This window comes from Halomonas koreensis (genome assembly GCF_031451675.1).
Classification (GTDB): Bacteria; Pseudomonadota; Gammaproteobacteria; order Pseudomonadales; family Halomonadaceae; genus Halomonas; species Halomonas koreensis.
In genome coordinates this window covers 190,888-204,069 of the sequence record NZ_JARWAK010000002.1, presented here as the reverse complement: position 1 = coordinate 204,069, position 13,182 = coordinate 190,888, and the positions used below count along the sequence as shown (strand labels likewise).

14 protein-coding genes are annotated in these 13,182 nt (G+C 72.3%); 3 read left to right on the top strand and 11 right to left on the bottom strand.

What is annotated here, in order from left to right; all coding sequences use genetic code 11:
- Nucleotides 1–3: 3 nt before the first annotated feature.
- Nucleotides 4–1,863 carry an autotransporter assembly complex protein TamA gene (gene tamA / locus QC818_RS03110; RefSeq protein WP_309651382.1) on the bottom strand — a complete coding sequence of 620 codons (1,860 nt, stop codon included), beginning with the start codon at nt 1,861–1,863 and terminating at the stop codon, nt 4–6.
- A gap of 17 nt (nt 1,864–1,880) precedes the next feature.
- Nucleotides 1,881–2,642 carry a hypothetical protein gene (locus QC818_RS03105; protein ID WP_309651381.1) on the bottom strand — a complete coding sequence of 254 codons (762 nt, stop codon included), beginning with the start codon at nt 2,640–2,642 and terminating at the stop codon, nt 1,881–1,883.
- A 263-nt stretch (nt 2,643–2,905) separates the two neighbouring features.
- On the opposite strand from QC818_RS03105, the gene QC818_RS03100 reads away from it, so the two are divergent.
- Nucleotides 2,906–3,484 carry a superoxide dismutase gene (locus QC818_RS03100; protein WP_309651380.1) on the top strand — a complete coding sequence of 193 codons (579 nt, stop codon included), beginning with the start codon at nt 2,906–2,908 and terminating at the stop codon, nt 3,482–3,484.
- A 253-nt stretch (nt 3,485–3,737) separates the two neighbouring features.
- Here the strand turns inward: QC818_RS03100 and QC818_RS03095 are convergent, their stop codons facing one another.
- Both QC818_RS03095 and galU read right to left on the bottom strand, forming a co-directional pair.
- A complete protein-coding gene (locus QC818_RS03095; protein WP_309651379.1) occupies nt 3,738–5,030 on the bottom strand; it encodes a nucleotide sugar dehydrogenase in 1,293 nt (430 codons plus the stop codon).
- A gap of 3 nt (nt 5,031–5,033) precedes the next feature.
- Nucleotides 5,034–5,924: a UTP--glucose-1-phosphate uridylyltransferase GalU gene (gene galU, locus QC818_RS03090; RefSeq protein WP_309651378.1), complete on the bottom strand. Its 891-nt coding sequence runs from the start codon at nt 5,922–5,924 to the stop codon at nt 5,034–5,036.
- Nucleotides 5,925–6,062: 138 nt separating this feature from the next.
- Here galU and ubiG point away from each other — a divergent pair, with 138 nt between their 5' ends.
- Together ubiG and QC818_RS03080 are read left to right on the top strand one after the other, a co-directional pair.
- A complete protein-coding gene (ubiG, locus tag QC818_RS03085) occupies nt 6,063–6,788 on the top strand; it encodes a bifunctional 2-polyprenyl-6-hydroxyphenol methylase/3-demethylubiquinol 3-O-methyltransferase UbiG (protein WP_309651377.1) in 726 nt (241 codons plus the stop codon).
- Nucleotides 6,785–7,453 carry an HAD-IA family hydrolase gene (locus QC818_RS03080; RefSeq protein WP_309651376.1) on the top strand — a complete coding sequence of 223 codons (669 nt, stop codon included), beginning with the start codon at nt 6,785–6,787 and terminating at the stop codon, nt 7,451–7,453. The genes ubiG and QC818_RS03080 overlap by 4 nt, the downstream gene beginning before the upstream one ends.
- A 79-nt stretch (nt 7,454–7,532) precedes the next feature.
- Here the strand turns inward: QC818_RS03080 and QC818_RS03075 are convergent, their stop codons facing one another.
- The 7 genes from QC818_RS03075 to tolQ are packed head-to-tail and all read right to left on the bottom strand — an operon-like array spanning nt 7,533 to nt 13,165.
- The gene (locus QC818_RS03075; protein ID WP_309651375.1) at nt 7,533–8,306 is read right to left on the bottom strand and encodes a YciK family oxidoreductase; all 774 of its coding nucleotides are present in this window, start codon (nt 8,304–8,306) and stop codon (nt 7,533–7,535) included.
- A gap of 16 nt (nt 8,307–8,322) precedes the next feature.
- Nucleotides 8,323–9,105 carry a tol-pal system protein YbgF gene (ybgF, locus tag QC818_RS03070; protein ID WP_309651374.1) on the bottom strand — a complete coding sequence of 261 codons (783 nt, stop codon included), beginning with the start codon at nt 9,103–9,105 and terminating at the stop codon, nt 8,323–8,325.
- Between the two features lie 32 nt (nt 9,106–9,137).
- Complete coding sequence (gene pal / locus QC818_RS03065; RefSeq protein WP_309651373.1) at nt 9,138–9,671, bottom strand: peptidoglycan-associated lipoprotein Pal; 534 nt, start codon at nt 9,669–9,671, stop codon at nt 9,138–9,140.
- 24 nt (nt 9,672–9,695) lie between these two features.
- Nucleotides 9,696–10,982 carry a Tol-Pal system beta propeller repeat protein TolB gene (gene tolB, locus QC818_RS03060; RefSeq protein ID WP_309651372.1) on the bottom strand — a complete coding sequence of 429 codons (1,287 nt, stop codon included), beginning with the start codon at nt 10,980–10,982 and terminating at the stop codon, nt 9,696–9,698.
- A complete protein-coding gene (gene tolA / locus QC818_RS03055; RefSeq protein ID WP_309651371.1) occupies nt 10,982–12,016 on the bottom strand; it encodes a cell envelope integrity protein TolA in 1,035 nt (344 codons plus the stop codon). Before tolA ends, tolB begins: the two co-directional genes overlap by 1 nt.
- A gap of 9 nt (nt 12,017–12,025) precedes the next feature.
- Complete coding sequence (gene tolR, locus QC818_RS03050) at nt 12,026–12,466, bottom strand: protein TolR (RefSeq protein ID WP_309651370.1); 441 nt, start codon at nt 12,464–12,466, stop codon at nt 12,026–12,028.
- 12 nt (nt 12,467–12,478) lie between these two features.
- Nucleotides 12,479–13,165 (bottom strand): protein TolQ, encoded by a 687-nt coding sequence (gene tolQ, locus QC818_RS03045; RefSeq protein ID WP_309651369.1) that lies wholly within the window; start codon nt 13,163–13,165, stop codon nt 12,479–12,481.
- Nucleotides 13,166–13,182: the final 17 nt, after the last annotated feature.

The following is a 13,182-nucleotide window of genomic DNA, read 5'->3' as shown; positions in this document are numbered from 1 at the left end:
TGCTCAGAACTCGGGGCCGATGGCGAAGTGGAGGCGGAAGGCGTCGTCGTGATCCAGGGGATGGGCGACGTCCAGGCGGATCGGGCCGACCGGCGAGATCCAGCGGACCCCCAGGCCGACCCCGGTGTTCAGCGCCTCGGGCCACCAGTCGGTGAAGGCGTCGCCGGTGTCGACGAAGCCCGCCAGCCACCACTTGCCGACCAGCCGGCGCTGGGCCTCGACGCTGGCCACCAGGCGCTGCTCGCCGCCGATCAGCTGGCCCTCCGCGTCTTCCGGGGCGAGGGACTCGTAGCCATAGCCGCGAACGCTGTTGTCGCCGCCGGTGAAGAAGCGCAGCGAGGGCGGCACGTCCTCGAAGTCGTCGGTGACCACGCTGCCCAGCCCCAGCCGCCCGACGAAGCGATTGGCCTCGCCCAGGGTGCGGATCCACTGGGTGTCGGCATCGAGGCGCAGGAACTCGGCGGACGAGCCCCAGGCCTCGCTGGCGTATTGCAGGTCGATGCGCTGGCGGTCTCCCCAGGTGGGAAAGGTGGGGTTACGCGAGCGGGTGCGGGTCCAGCGCACGCCGGGGTACAGCAGCACCACCTGGTTGTCCTCGTCGGCCTGGGTGAAGTCCTCGTAGGTGCCGCGTACGTAGATCAGCTGCTCCCAGGCGTTGTCGAACCGCCAGCGGCGGCCGAACTCGACGCTGGCCTCCAGGGCCCGGGTGTCCTCGCTGTCCTTGTTGCGCAGGCCGTACTGCAGCCGGTAGCTGTCACGCCGCGGATTCGCCAGGGGCATCTCGTAGACGCCGCTGAACTGCTGCTCCGGCCCCGAGACGTAGAGGTCGTGATCCAGGCTGTGGCCGTAGCGGTTGATCCAGGGCTGATCCCAGGACAGCCGGGCCCGGGGGCCGACATCGGTGGCGAAGCCCAGGCCGGTCTCGAACTGGTGGCGATCGGCGGGGGTCACCCTGACCTCGATGGGCACCGCGGGGGGATCGGCGGCCGTCAGCTCGGCGGCCGCGGCGATCGCCCCGGCGGAGAGCCGCGGCGCCGGGGGCGGGGTCGGCGGCCGGTCGGGGATCGCCAGGGCGTTCCAGAAGCCGAGCCGCGGCGGCGGCAGGGCCAGTTCGCCGGGTCCGGCGTCGAGGCGCGGTCGCACGCTGACCGAGCCGAACCATTCGGTCTGGCCCAGCCGCTGGTTGTAGGTGGCCACCCGCGAGGCCAGGTACGGTTCCCCCGTCTCGAAGGGCGCCAGGGCCGCCAGCCGGGCCGGCTCGATGTGCTGGCCGTGGAAGCGGATGTCGCCGAAGCGGTGCCGGGGCCCGCTGTCCAGGCCCAGCGAGAGCCGGGCGCTGTGGGCCCAGGGCCGCACCTCCAGGCGCCGCTCGGTGAAGCGCCAGTCGAAGTAGCCGCGCTCCAGGGCGAGCCCGGCGAGGCGGCCGCGCAGGGCGTCGAAGGGGGCATGGCGCAGGATGTCGCCCTCCCGCTGGGGGTAGGCCGCGATGGCCTCCCGGAAGGGAGCGTCCTCGGCGGCCTCGCCGGCGAGCCCCAGGTCGAGTCGTTCGATGCGCACCGGCTCCCCCGCCTCCACGGCCAGGACGACCTCGGAGGGCGCGTCGGGGTCGTCGAAGCGCAGCCTCAGCGCGGGATCGTAGTAGCCGTAGACCCGCAGCGCCTCCCGGGCCAGGCGCCGGACCTCGTGGGCCAGGCGCTCGGGGCCGTAGCGGGAGGCGTCCAGGCCGTCCAGGTAGGTGACGACGTTATCGGCGGGCTCGCCCTCGAGGCCCTCGATCTCGGCGTCGAGGGCCCGGGCGGGGCCGGCCAGGCCGACGGTCAGCAGCGCCGCGGCGAGGCATGGAAGGGAAAGGCGCTTGGGCATGCCGGGGTGACGTCCTGTCATGGCTGCAGGGCTTCGAGGCGGGCGCTCATGGCGAGCTGCGCCTGGCGCAGCTCGCGCACCTCGGCGCGCATCGAGGCGAGGCGCTCGTCCAGTGCCGCCAGCCGCTGGGTCTCAGCATCGCCCGCTTCGCGCAGACCTTCAACGTCGTCGGCGATATCGCCCCGCGCGGCCGCGGCCGCCTCCAGCCGGGTCTCCAGGCGCTCGGCGAGCCCCTCGAGGCGGCCGGCCAGGGTCTCCCGGGCGGTCTCCAGCGCGGCCAGCCGCTCGTCCAGGGCGACGCGGCCCTCGCGGTCGGTGGCCTCCAGGGCCGTCATGGACTCGCGGACGGCGCTCAGGGTGGCGTCGCGTACCTCGGCGTCCTCCGCCAGGGCCGCGATTCGCCGGGCCTGGGCGTCCTGGGTCGCCGTCAGGGGCGACAGCCGCTCGTCCAGGCGGGAAGCCAGCGCGTCGTCCAGTGTCTCGAGGCGCTCGCGCAGCGTCGACAGCGCCTCGCCGCGGCCGGACTGGGCCTCGAAGCGGGCATGCAGGTTGGAGATCTCGCCGTCCAGGCGCGCCAGGCGTTCTTCGAGGCGCTGGCGCTCGAGCCAGCCAGCGGTGGCCAGGCCCGCCAGCGAGGCGCCAAGCAGCCCGACCAGCAGCCACAGGGGCCAGAGGCGCGGGCGCGGTGCGGAAGGCGGCCGGTGATGTCCGGCCAGGCTGGCCTCCGGGTCCGGCACGATCGGTCGGGGGGGCCGGCGGTCTTCCGGGCGCTCTGCCATGGCGATCTCCTTGCTCTCTGCGTGGCGGCTTCCAGCACCGAATACCCGCAAGTCCGAGTGCCGCGATCGGAATTGGCGGACCCGGAAGCGGGTGATATGATGCCGTGACCTGACTGGTACAGCATCCTGATAGTGTACGGTTTTTTGTCGAGGGAGCGAACGGGGCGCGGCCGATCGGTGCCGCACCAGACCTTGCACTCCCCTCGCGCACTGCCACACCATGGGTCGCCGACCCGACGACACTGACGACGAGGAGAACCGAGATGGCATTCGAACTGCCCGCACTGCCGTACGAGAAGAACGCCCTGGAGCCGCACATCTCCGCCGAGACCCTGGAGTATCACTACGGCAAGCACCACCAGACCTACGTCAACAAGCTCAACGAGCTGACCGACGGCACCGAGGACGCCAACAAGTCCCTGGAGGAGATCATCAAGTCCTCCTCCGGCGGCCTCTTCAACCAGGCGGCCCAGGTGTGGAACCACACCTTCTATTGGCACTGCCTGTCCCCGAACGGCGGCGGCGAGCCCACCGGTGCCCTGGCCGAGGCCATCAACGCCAAGTTCGGCTCCTTCGAGAAGTTCAAGGAGACCTTCAACGCCCAGGCCGCGGGCAACTTCGGCTCCGGCTGGACCTGGCTGATCAAGACCGACGACGGCGGCGTGGACATCGTCAACACCAGCAACGCCGACACCCCGGTCGCCCATGGCCAGACCCCGCTGCTGACCATCGACGTGTGGGAGCACGCCTACTACATCGACTATCGCAACGCTCGTCCCAAGTACCTCGAGAACGTCTGGAAGGTGCTGAACTGGGACTTCGTCGCCCAGAACTTCGCCTGATCCGACCCGGACGCGCGAACGAGAACGGCCCCGCCTTCCGGCGGGGCCGTTCTCGTTTCAGGCCATCATCTAGGTCGCGGGCGGGGATGGGCCGATCGCCGCCGGAGCGCAAGAACCGGCGTGCAGCCCGGGACATGGGGATTCCGGTCGGACCGGCACCGCCGGCGGCCTGGATCGCCAGCTGCGCTCCCGACCAACCGGCGCCCTTCATTCCTCCCTGTGGGCGTCCAGCGCAGCCGCCAATCGCGCCGACTCAGGGATCGGCGCGACGGCCGATGCCCCGATAGTGCAGCCCCATGCCGGCGACATGGGCCGGGTCGTAGATGTTGCGGCCGTCGAGCAGCAGCCGCCCCGCCAGCGCCGACGCCAGGCGCGGCCAGTCGGGATTCCAGTAGGCCTTCCACTCGGTGACCAGCATCAGCGCGTCGGCGCCCTCCAGGGCCTGGTCGGGATCGCCCTCGAACAGCTCCAGCAGCGGGTGGTCGCCCAGCCGCTCGCGCAGCGCGGGCACCGCGGCCGGGTCGTGCAGCCGCACCCGCACCCCCTGAGCCCAGAGCGCCCGCAGCAGCGTCAGCACCGGGGCATGGTCGATGCGCGCCGTGCCCGGCTTGAAGGCGGCGCCCCAGATCGCCACGGTCCGCCCCTCCAGGCGGCCGTGGTAGTGGGCCCACAGCTTGCGGAACAGCGTCTCCTTCTTCTGCTCGTTGATGTCGAGCACCTGGTCGAGCAATGCCGAGTGGCGGCCGCTGGCGGACTGGACGTCGGCCAGGCGCATCAGGTCCCGGGAGAAACTGGGCCCGCCGAAGCCGCAGCCCGGATAGAGGTACTCGTAGCCGATCCGGGTATCCGCGCCCATGCCCCGGCGCACGTGCTCCACGTCCACGCCCAGGGTGTCGGCGAGGCCGGCGATCTCGTTCATGTAGCTGATGCGCGTGGCCAGCATGCCGTTGATGGCCAGCTTGGTGAGCTCCGCGGCGCGGCGCGGCATGCGCTGGAACACCTCCTGGCGGCGGTTGAAGGCACGCAGCAGCTCGCGCACGCGGCGCTCGGCGGCGGCGTCGTCGCAGCCCAGCAGCCAGCGGCCGGGACGGGTGAAGGCCTCCCAGGCGCGCCCCTCCTCGAGCAGGTCGGCGAGGGCCACGGCGCGACGCCCGTTGCCCAGGCGCTCGGCGAGCCGCTCGGTCTCGCCCACCGGGAAGGTCGAGTTGTTGACCAGCACGGCATCGGCGGCCAGGCAGGCGGACAGCCCGCTCACGGCATGCCCGGCATCCTCGCGCTGCTCCGGGGACAGGGCCAGCCACAGCACCTCGAAGGCCGCGTCGCCGTCCGGCGCCTCGCCCGGGCCGAGCACCCTCAGGTGGCCCTGGGCCCTGCCCTCCTCGAGGCGCGCCATCAGCTGAGGCTCGCGGTTGACCCAGCCGCTGGCCGTCAGGGCGTCGCGGTCGGCGCTGGCGTGCGGCCACCACACCACCCGATGGCCCACCCAGGCCAGGGCCGCCGCCGCCGTGGCCGCCGCCAGCTCGCTGCCGTGCACCAGGACCCGCATGGCTCAGGCCTCGCCGGCGTAGCGGGACAGCAGCGAGCGGAAGCCCTCGCCGTAGCGGGCATGGCGGCGGCCGTAGGCGAGGATCGCCTCCAGGTAGCCGAGCTGGTGGCCGCAGTCGTAGGTGCGACCGCGCATCCGCCAGGCGTCCACGCCGGCCTCCCGCCGGAGGGCCTCGATGGCGTCGGTGAGCTGGATCTCGTCACCGGCCCCGGGGGGCGTCTCGGCGAGCAGCGGGAAGATCGCCCCGGGTAGCAGGTAGCGGCCGATCACCGCCAGGTCGGAGGGCGCGGCCTCCACGGCCGGCTTCTCCACCACGCCGGCCAGGGGCGCGGCCTGCCCCGCCACCGGGGGTGCCCCCTCGGGGTCGACGATGCCGTACTTGTGGACCAGCTCGTGGGGGACTTCCTCGACCATCAGCTGGCTGCGCCCGGTGGCCTCGAAGGCCTCGATCATGCCGGCCAGGTCGTTGCGCTCGAGACCGGCGTCGTCGACCAGCACGTCGGGCAGCAGCACCGCGAAGGGCTCGTCGTCGCCGATCACCGGCCGGGCGCAGAGCACGGCGTGGCCCAGCCCCAGGGGCTCGGACTGGCGCACGCTGATGATGTTGACGTCGTCCGGGACGATCGAGCGCAGCTCCTCGAGCAGCTCGTGCTTGCCCTTGGCCTCCAGGCTGGCCTCCAGCTCAAAGTGCTTGTCGAAGTGGTTCTCGATGGCGACCTTGCTGCCGTGGGTGACCAGCACGATATCGCGAATGCCGGCCTCGACGGCTTCCTGCACCACATACTGGATCACCGGGCGATCGACGATGGTGATCATTTCCTTGGGAATCGCCTTGGAGGCGGGCAGGCAGCGGGTGCCGAAGCCGGCGACGGGCAGTACGGCCTTGCGGATCATGGTGCGGTCCCTGTGGTGTCACGTGTGTCCCCGGCCGCGGGCATGGGCCGGCGCGGCGGGAAGGAGTAGAATGCGCATGATACCGAACCAGGCCGCGTCTGCCACGGGGGCGGGCCGGCGAACCAACGGAGACGACAGATGACGGCAAGCCAGTCGCAAGCGGGCAACGTCGACCGGGCGGAGATCGCCAAGTTCGAGGCCCTGGCCGACCGCTGGTGGGACCCCGAGGGCGAATTCAAGCCGCTGCACGACATCAACCCGCTGCGCCTCGACTTCATCGATGCCCGTTCGGGGCTGGCCGGCCATCGCGTGCTCGACGTCGGCTGCGGCGGCGGCATCCTCGCCGAGGCCATGGCCCATCGCGGCGCCGAGGTCACCGGGATCGACCTGGGCGAGGCGCCGCTGGCCGTGGCCCGGCTGCACGCCGAGGCGAGCGGCGCGCGGGTCAACTATCGCTGCATCAGTGTGGAGGACATGGCCGAGGCGCATGCCGGCGAGTTCGACATCGTCACCTGCCTGGAGATGCTCGAGCACGTGCCGGACCCGGCCTCGGTGGTGCGCGCCTGCGCCCGGCTGGTTCGCCCCGGGGGGCAGGTGTTCTTCTCCACCCTGAACCGCCACCCCAAGGCCTACGCCCTGGCGGTGGTGGGCGCCGAGTACCTGCTGCGCATGCTGCCCCGGGGCACCCACGACTACGCCAAGTTCATCCGCCCCTCGGAACTGGCCGCCTGGTGCCGCGAGGCCGGCCTGTCGGTCCGCGAGCAGAGCGGGCTGACCTACCAGCCGCTGACCCGGCGCTACCGGCTCTCGGCCACCGATGTCTCGGTCAACTACCTGATGCACTGCCGGCGGGAGGCGTCGTGAGCGAGTCGCTGCCCGCCCCGGAGGCACTGCTGTTCGACCTGGACGGTACCCTGGTGGACACCGCCCCGGACCTGGCTCGGGCCACCAATGCCCTGCGCGCCCATCACGGGCTGCCTCCCCTGCCCTATCCGGCGATCCGCGCCCAGGTCTCCAACGGCGGCAGCGCCCTGGTCAGCCTGGCGCTCGGCCTGGCGCGCGAGCATCCCGAGCATGACGCGGCCCGGGCCTTCCTGCTGGCCGCCTACGGCGAGGCGGTGGCGGTGGATAGCCGGGTCTTCCCGCCGCTGGATGGCCTGCTCGCCGACTGGGAGCGGGAGGGTCGCCCCTGGGGCATCGTCACCAACAAGCCGCGGGCCTACGCGGCGCCGCTGGTGGAGGCGTTGGGCCTGGCCCCGGGGGCGCTGCTGTGCGCCGACGACCTGCCGGTGAAGAAGCCGGATCCGGCCCCGCTGCTGGAGGCCGCCCGGCGGCTCGGCGTGCCGGCGCCGCGCTGCTGGTACATCGGCGATCACCGGCGCGACATGGAGGCGGCCCGGGCCGCGGCGATGCCGGCCGTGGCGGTGGGCTACGGCTATATCGTCGAGGAGGACGACTACCGGGACTGGCCCGCCGATCGCCGCTTCGCCACCGCCGAGGCGCTCCGCCAGGCCCTGCGGGCGTCCTGAACGGCTGCGGGCTGCGGGAGGAGTGTCACTCGTCGCGTTTAGCCCGCAACGCCTTCCTTACGCCTTTACGCCTCACGCCTTACTCCTCGCCGCTCGCCCGGGGCGGCTGGGCGTCGAACTGCTCGCCGTTGTGGCCGCGGCTGTCCGGGCCCATCAGCCACAGGTAGCCGGGCATGATGTCCTCGGGGCCGCGCAGGGCCATGGGATCCTCCGCCGGGTAGGCGGCCTTGCGCATGGCGGTGCGGGTGGCGCCGGGATTGAGGCTGTTCACCCGCAGGCTGCCCAGGTGATCCACCTCGTCGGCCAGCACCTGGACGAAGCCTTCGGTGGCCGCCTTGGACACCGCGTAGGCGCCCCAGTAGGCGCGGCCGCGGCGGCCCACCGAGGACGAGGTGAAGATCACCGAGGCGTCCGGCGAGGCCTGGAGCAGCGGCAGCAGCGCCTGGGTCATCCAGATCGGCCCGTTGACGTTGACCTGCATCACCTGCTCCCAGAGCTCCGGGTTGTACTGCTCGAAGGGGGTGATGCGCCCGAGCAGCCCGGCGTTGTGCAGCAGGCCGTCGAGCCGGCCGAACTCCTTGTCCAGGGTCTCGGCCATGTCGTGGAAGTCCTTGAGGGTGGCGCCCTCGAAGTTCAGCGGGAAGATCGCCGGCTGGGGCAGCCCCTCGGCCTCGATCTCGTCGTAGACCGCCTCCAGCTTGGCGATGGTGCGCCCCAGCAGGATGACGGTGGCGCCGTGCCGGGCATAGCTCAGGGCGGCGGTGCGACCGATGCCGTCGCCGGCCCCGGTCACCAGGATCACGCGGCCCGCGAGCAGGGCCTCGGGAGGTCGGTAGTCGATCAAGCGGCTCATCGCGGCTCCTCAGGGATCAGTTGCCCGACTGGCGCAGGAAGTCGGCGGCGAGGTTCGCCGCGCTGCTGTCGGGATAGTCGTCGCGAACCCGCTCGAGCAGCTCGCGGCTGGCCTCGGTCTCGCCCTGGCGGGCCTTGAGCAGGCCCAGCTTGTAGAGGGCGTCGGGGACCTTGTTGCTGTCGGGGTAGTCCTCGAGGACGTGACGGAAGGCGGCCTCGGCGGCCTCGGCGGCCTCGCCCGCGGCATGCAGCTCGCCGAGCCAGTAGTGGGCGTTGGCGGCCAGCGGGCTGGCCGGATAGTCGCCCACGAAGGCCTCGAAGGCCTCGGTGGCGGCCTCGAACTCCCGAGCCTGCACCTTGGCGAAGGCCGCCTGGTAGGCCGAGCGCGCCTCACCGGCGTCGGCCGGGGCCGACTCGCCGGGCGCCGAGGCGGCGTCGGACGGCTCGCCGGCGGGGACGTCCTCGCCGGCCTGGGCCGTCTCGTCGGCGCTCGCCGGGCCGGCGGCCGCCAGGCGCTGGTCCAGGTCCAGGTACTGCTGACGGGTCTGGCGCCTCAGCTGCTCGAGCTGGTGGCGCAGCTCCTCGACCTCGCCGCGCAGGCGGCGGATCTCCTCCTGGTGGCGCTGCAGCTGGTTGAAGAGCACCAGGCTGCCGCCGGCCTCCTCGCGGGTGGCGGCCTGGTCGTAGAAGCTGCCGGCGCCGGCGGAGAGGTCCTCCACCACCGGCTGCTGGGCCTGGGCGGGCAACGCGCCCAGGCCCAGGGCGCCGGCCAGCGCCCATGCGGCGAGACGGGGTCTCATCGCGTCCTCCCTTGCTCTGGTTGGCGCCGGGGTCAGTAGGCGAAGACTACCCGGCGATTCTGGGCGTAGGCTTCCTCGTTGCTGCCGCGGGCGGCGGGCCGCTCCTCGCCGTAGCTGACCACCTCGACCTGGGACGGCGACACGCCCTGGACGTTGAGGAAGCGCTCCACGGCGCCGGCACGGCGCTCGCCGAGGGCCAGGTTGTACTCGCGGGTGCCGCGCTCGTCGGTGTGGCCCTGGAGGATGACCTCGGCGCCGGGGTTGGCGCGCAGGAAGCCGGCATGGGCCTCGAGCACGGACTGGAACTCGGGACGAATGGCGTCGCTGTCGAAGGCGAAGTAGATGGTGCGCACCTCGGGGATCCGCGAGCTGGCCATCTGGGCGGCGCCCTCGCCGAGGCCGCTGCCGCTGACCTGACCGCTGCCGGCGGTCCCGGTACCCACGCCGCCGGAGCCGGCGGTACCGTCCATGGTACCGTCCTGGGTGCCGCCGGTGCTGGAGCAGCCGGCCATCACGGCCAGCGACGCGGCGACGGCCAGGGAGCGGACATAAGGCTTGAGTTGCATCGTTTGTCTCCTTGCTGGATACAGTCAGTTCAGGAACGGGGACCAGGCGGGTTCGCGCACGTCGCCCTGGGCCGCGGGCAGGCGGAACGAGGCCCGACCGTCGGCCGATACCGCCCCCAGCACGCCATTGCTGCCCTGCTGGGTGGCGAAGATTACCATGGTGCCGTTGGGGGCGACACTGGGGGATTCGGCGTGGCGGGCGTCGCCGAGCTCCACCAGGCGGCCGCTCTCCAGGTCCTGGCGGGCGACCCGGTAGCCGTTGGCCCCGCGATGGATCAGGAAGATGGCCTCGCCATCCGGGCCGAAGCGCCCCCGGGCGTTGTAGGCGCCGGTGTAGGTGAGGCGCTCGACCTCGCCGCTGGCCAGGTCATGGCGATACAGCTGCGGCCCGCCGCTGCGATCCGAGGTGTAGAGCAGGCTGTCGCCGTCCGGGGCCCAGGCCGGCTCGGTCTCGATGCTGGGGCTGCGGGTGATCCGCTGGAGCTGGCGCGAGCCGATGTCCATGACGTAGATCTCCGGCTGGCCGTCCCGGGACAGCGCCATGGCCAGGCGGCGGCCGTCCGGCGACCAGGCCGGGGCGCTGTTGAGGCCCTCGAACGAGGTCAGGCGGGCCCGCCGGCCGCTGGCGACCTCCTGGACATAGATCGCCGGTCGGCCGGTCTCGAAGGAGACATAGGCCAGCTTGCCGCCGTCCGGCGACCAGGTGGGGGACATGATCGGCTGGTCGGAGCTCAGCACCTGCTGGCTGTTGCGGCCGTCGGCGTCGGCCACGTAGAGCTGGTAGGCGGTGTCCTCGCCCACGCCCTGGGAGGTCACATAGGCGATCCGCGTGGAGAAGGCGCCGCGGATGCCGGTGATGGCCTCGAACACCTGGTCGCTGATGCGGTGGGCGGCGGCTCGCAGCTGGTCGGCCCCGGCGGTGATGCGCTCGCCGAGCATGCGCGACTCGCCGGTGACGTCCAGCAGCTCGTAGCGGATCTCGACGCCGTCGCCCTGGCGGGCGACCCGGGCCACCACCAGGTAGCGTGCGTCCAGGGCCTGCCAGTCGCCGAAGGTGACGTCCTCGGCGCGGCTCGGACGGGCGAACATGGCCTCGCGCTCCAGGGGGGCGAAGTAGCCGCTGCGCTCCAGGTCGTCGGCGACCACCCGGGCCAGGTCCACCGGCAGGGCCGCGCCCTCGGCGGCGAAGGGCACCACGGCGATGGGCGTGGCCCGCTCGTTGCCGCGGGTGATGTCGATGGTCAGGTCGGCCTGGGCGAGCGGCGCGCACAGCAGCAGCGCGACCAGCCAGACGGTCATCAAGGCTCTCATCAGCGTATGTCCCCCGGTCGGAATCTGAGGTTGAACTCACGGTACTGGCGTTGCACCGAGGCGGGGAGCTCCCGCAGCTCGGCGAAGGGCGCGGCGCTCTCCACGGCCTGCAGCGCGGAGCGGTCGAAGGCGCCGTCGCCACTGCTACGACCCACGCGCGCGGCGAAAAGCTCACCCGAAGGCCCCAGCCGCACGGCGATCTCGGCGGTGGCGCCGTCCCGCACATTGGGCGGGATGACCCAGGCCTGCTCCACCGCCCGGCGCACCAGGGCGATGAAGCCGTTGGCGGCCTCCTGGGCCTGGCGGGCGTTGGCCACCGCCTCGGCCTCCCCGGCGATGGCCTGGTCCAGGCTCTGCTGGGCGGCCTCCGAGGCCCGGCGGGCGGCCTCCTCCTGGCGGCGTCGCTGCTCCGCCTCGCGCCGGCGACGCGCCTCTTCCTCAGCCTGGCGCCGGGCCTCTTCCTCGGCTTCCCGACGGCGTCGCTCCTCGGCCTCGCGTTGCCGGCGAGCCTCTTCCTCCGCCTGGCGCTGGCGTTCGGCCTCGGCCTCGCGCTGGCGGCGCTCTTCCGCCTCCCGCGCCTCGCGGGCCGCTTCCTCGGCCTCGCGGCGACGCTGCTCCTCGGCTTCCCGCTGCCGACGGGCCTCCTCCTGGCGGCGGCGCTGCGCCGCCTGGCGTTCGGCCTCCTGGCGAGCCGCTTCCTCGGCGCGGCGCTCGGCCTCGGCCGCCGCCCGTTCGGCGTCCCGGCGCGCCTGCTCACGGGCGGCCTCCTCGGCCTGACGTTGGCGTTCGGCCTCGGCCTGCCGCTCGGCTTCCTCCTGGGCGGCCTGTTGCGCCTGGCGCTGGGCCTCGGCCTGCTGGGCGCGATCGGTGGCGGTCTCGGCGCGCACCAGGGTGGCCTGGACGATGGCCTGGCTGGGCGGCGCGTCCTCCGCGGCCGGGAAGCGGATCACGCTGATCACCAGCAGCCCCAGGTGGAGGCCGATCGCCAAGAGCAGCGGCAGGCCGTAGCCGTCGCGACGGTGATGTCTGGCCATGCGCCCTCCTCAGGCCTCCCCGGGGGGCGGCTCGGAGATCAAGCCGACGTTGGCGACCCCGGCGCCCTGCAGGGTGCTCATCAGGGTGACGATCTGGCCGTAGGCCGCGTTGCGATCGCCGCGCACCAGCACCGGGGTGCCGGGCTGGCGTTCCAGCAGGATCGCGACCCGCTGGCCGAGCTCGTCCAGGGCCACGGCGGTGTCGTCGCCGCCCAGGGTGACGAAGATCTGGCCCTCGCGGTCCACCGAGACGATGATCGGGTCGCGGGTGTCGCTCTCGTCGATCGGCTCCGAGGTGACCTGCGGCAGGTCGACCTGGACGCCCTGGGTCAGCATCGGCGCGGTGATCATGAAGATCACCAGCAGCACCAGCATGACGTCGATGAAGGGCACGACGTTGATCTCGTTCATCGGCTTGCGCCGGCCCGCGCGGTTGAAGGGTCCGTGCATGGAATGCCCTCCTCAGCCGGCGGCGTCGCCGCGACCCTGCAGGTTGCGGTGCAGGATGGAATGGAACTCCTCGGCGAAGTCCTCGTACTTGCCGAGCATCCGCGACGACTCGGCGGACAGCCGGTTGTAGAAGATCACCGCGGGGATGGCCGCGAACAGGCCCATGGCCGTGGCGATCAGCGCCTCGGCGATCCAGGGCGCCACCGTGGCCAGCGTCGCCTGCTGGGCCATGGACAGCGACTGGAAGGAGCCCATGATGCCCCAGACGGTGCCGAACAGCCCGATATAGGGGCTGGACGAGGCCACCGTGGCCAGGAACACCAGGTGCAGGTTCAGGCGATCCTCCTCCCGGGACCAGGCCACGCGCATGCTGCGCTGCACGCCGTCGAGGATCGCCTGGGGGCTCTTGGCCTTGGGCAGCAGGCGGTTGAATTCGCGGAAGCCGGAGCGGAACAGGTGCTCGGCGCCCTGGCTGTCCTTCTCGGCGGGAATGTCGCGATACAGCTCGTTGAGGTCGACCCCGGACCAGAAGCGATCCTCGAACTCGCGGTGGGCCTTGCGGGCCCGGCGCATCACGAAGGTGCGCTGGAAGATCACCACCCAGGACAGCAGCGAGCCGACCAGCAGCAGCAGCATCACCGCCTGGACCACGCCGCTGGCGTTCATGATCAGGTGGGGAATGGACATGGCGTCGTTCACGGGATTCCTCGTCTCGT